The sequence below is a fragment of the Xanthobacter sp. BG11Y11_SDJG genome (assembly GCF_057364445.1).
In genome coordinates this window covers 1-1,034 of record NZ_JBNFNU010000740.1, presented here as the reverse complement: position 1 = coordinate 1,034, position 1,034 = coordinate 1, and the positions used below count along the sequence as shown (strand labels likewise).

1 pseudogene is annotated in these 1,034 nt (G+C 73.3%); it reads left to right on the top strand.

The features are described 5' to 3' along the window. A pseudogene (gene radA, locus AC2W7M_RS26205) lies at nt 1-1,034 on the top strand (DNA repair protein RadA); the annotation flags it as partial.

The window sequence follows — 1,034 nt, the reverse complement described above, 5'->3', positions numbered from 1 at the left end:
CGCCGCGCCTCGTCTGCGGCATCGGCGGAGCTGGACCGGGTGGCGGGCGGCGGCTTCGTGCCCGGCTCGGTGCTGCTGATCGGCGGCGACCCCGGCATCGGCAAGTCGACGCTCCTGGTCCAGGCCTCGGCCGCGCTCGCCCGGCGCGGGTTCAAGGTGGTCTATGTCTCGGGCGAGGAGGCGGTGGATCAGGTGCGCCTGCGCGCCCAGCGGCTCGGGCTCGCCCAGTCGCCGGTGGGCCTCGCCGCCGAGACCAATGCCGAAAAACATCCTCGCCACCCTCGCCGCCGGCCCGCCGGTGCACCTCTCGGTGATCGATTCGATCCAGACCATGTGGTCCGACAGCGTCGAATCCGCGCCCGGCACCGTGACGCAGGTGCGCACCTCGGCCCAATTGCTGGTGCGCTACGCCAAGCAGACCGGGGCTTGCGTGATCCTGGTGGGCCACGTCACCAAGGACGGACAGATCGCCGGCCCGCGCGTGGTCGAGCACATGGTGGACGCGGTGTTCTCCTTCGAGGGGGACGGCGGCCACCAGTTCCGCATCCTCAGGGCGCAGAAGAACCGGTTCGGCCCCACCGACGAGATCGGCGTGTTCGAGATGACCGGCGCCGGTCTCTCGGAGGTGCCGAACCCCTCCGAGTTGTTCCTCTCCAACCGCGACGCGGGCGCGCCCGGCACGGCGGTGTTCGCCGGCATGGAGGGCACGCGCCCGGTGCTGGTGGAGATCCAGGCGCTGGTCGCGCCCTCGTCCCTTGGCACGCCGCGCCGCGCTGTGGTGGGCTGGGATCCGGCGCGGCTCTCCATGGTGCTGGCGGTGCTTGACGCCCGCTGCGGCGTCCGGCTCGGCGGCCACGACGTCTATCTCAATGTCGCCGGGGGCTTCCGCATCGCCGAGCCGGCCGCGGACCTTGCGGTGGCGGGCCGGCCCTGGTGCTCGGCGCGTCACCGGGGCGCCGCTCCCGGCGGATGCGGTCTATTTCGGCGAGGCGAGCCTGACCGGCGCGGTGCGTCCGGTGGCGCAGGGGCCGGCG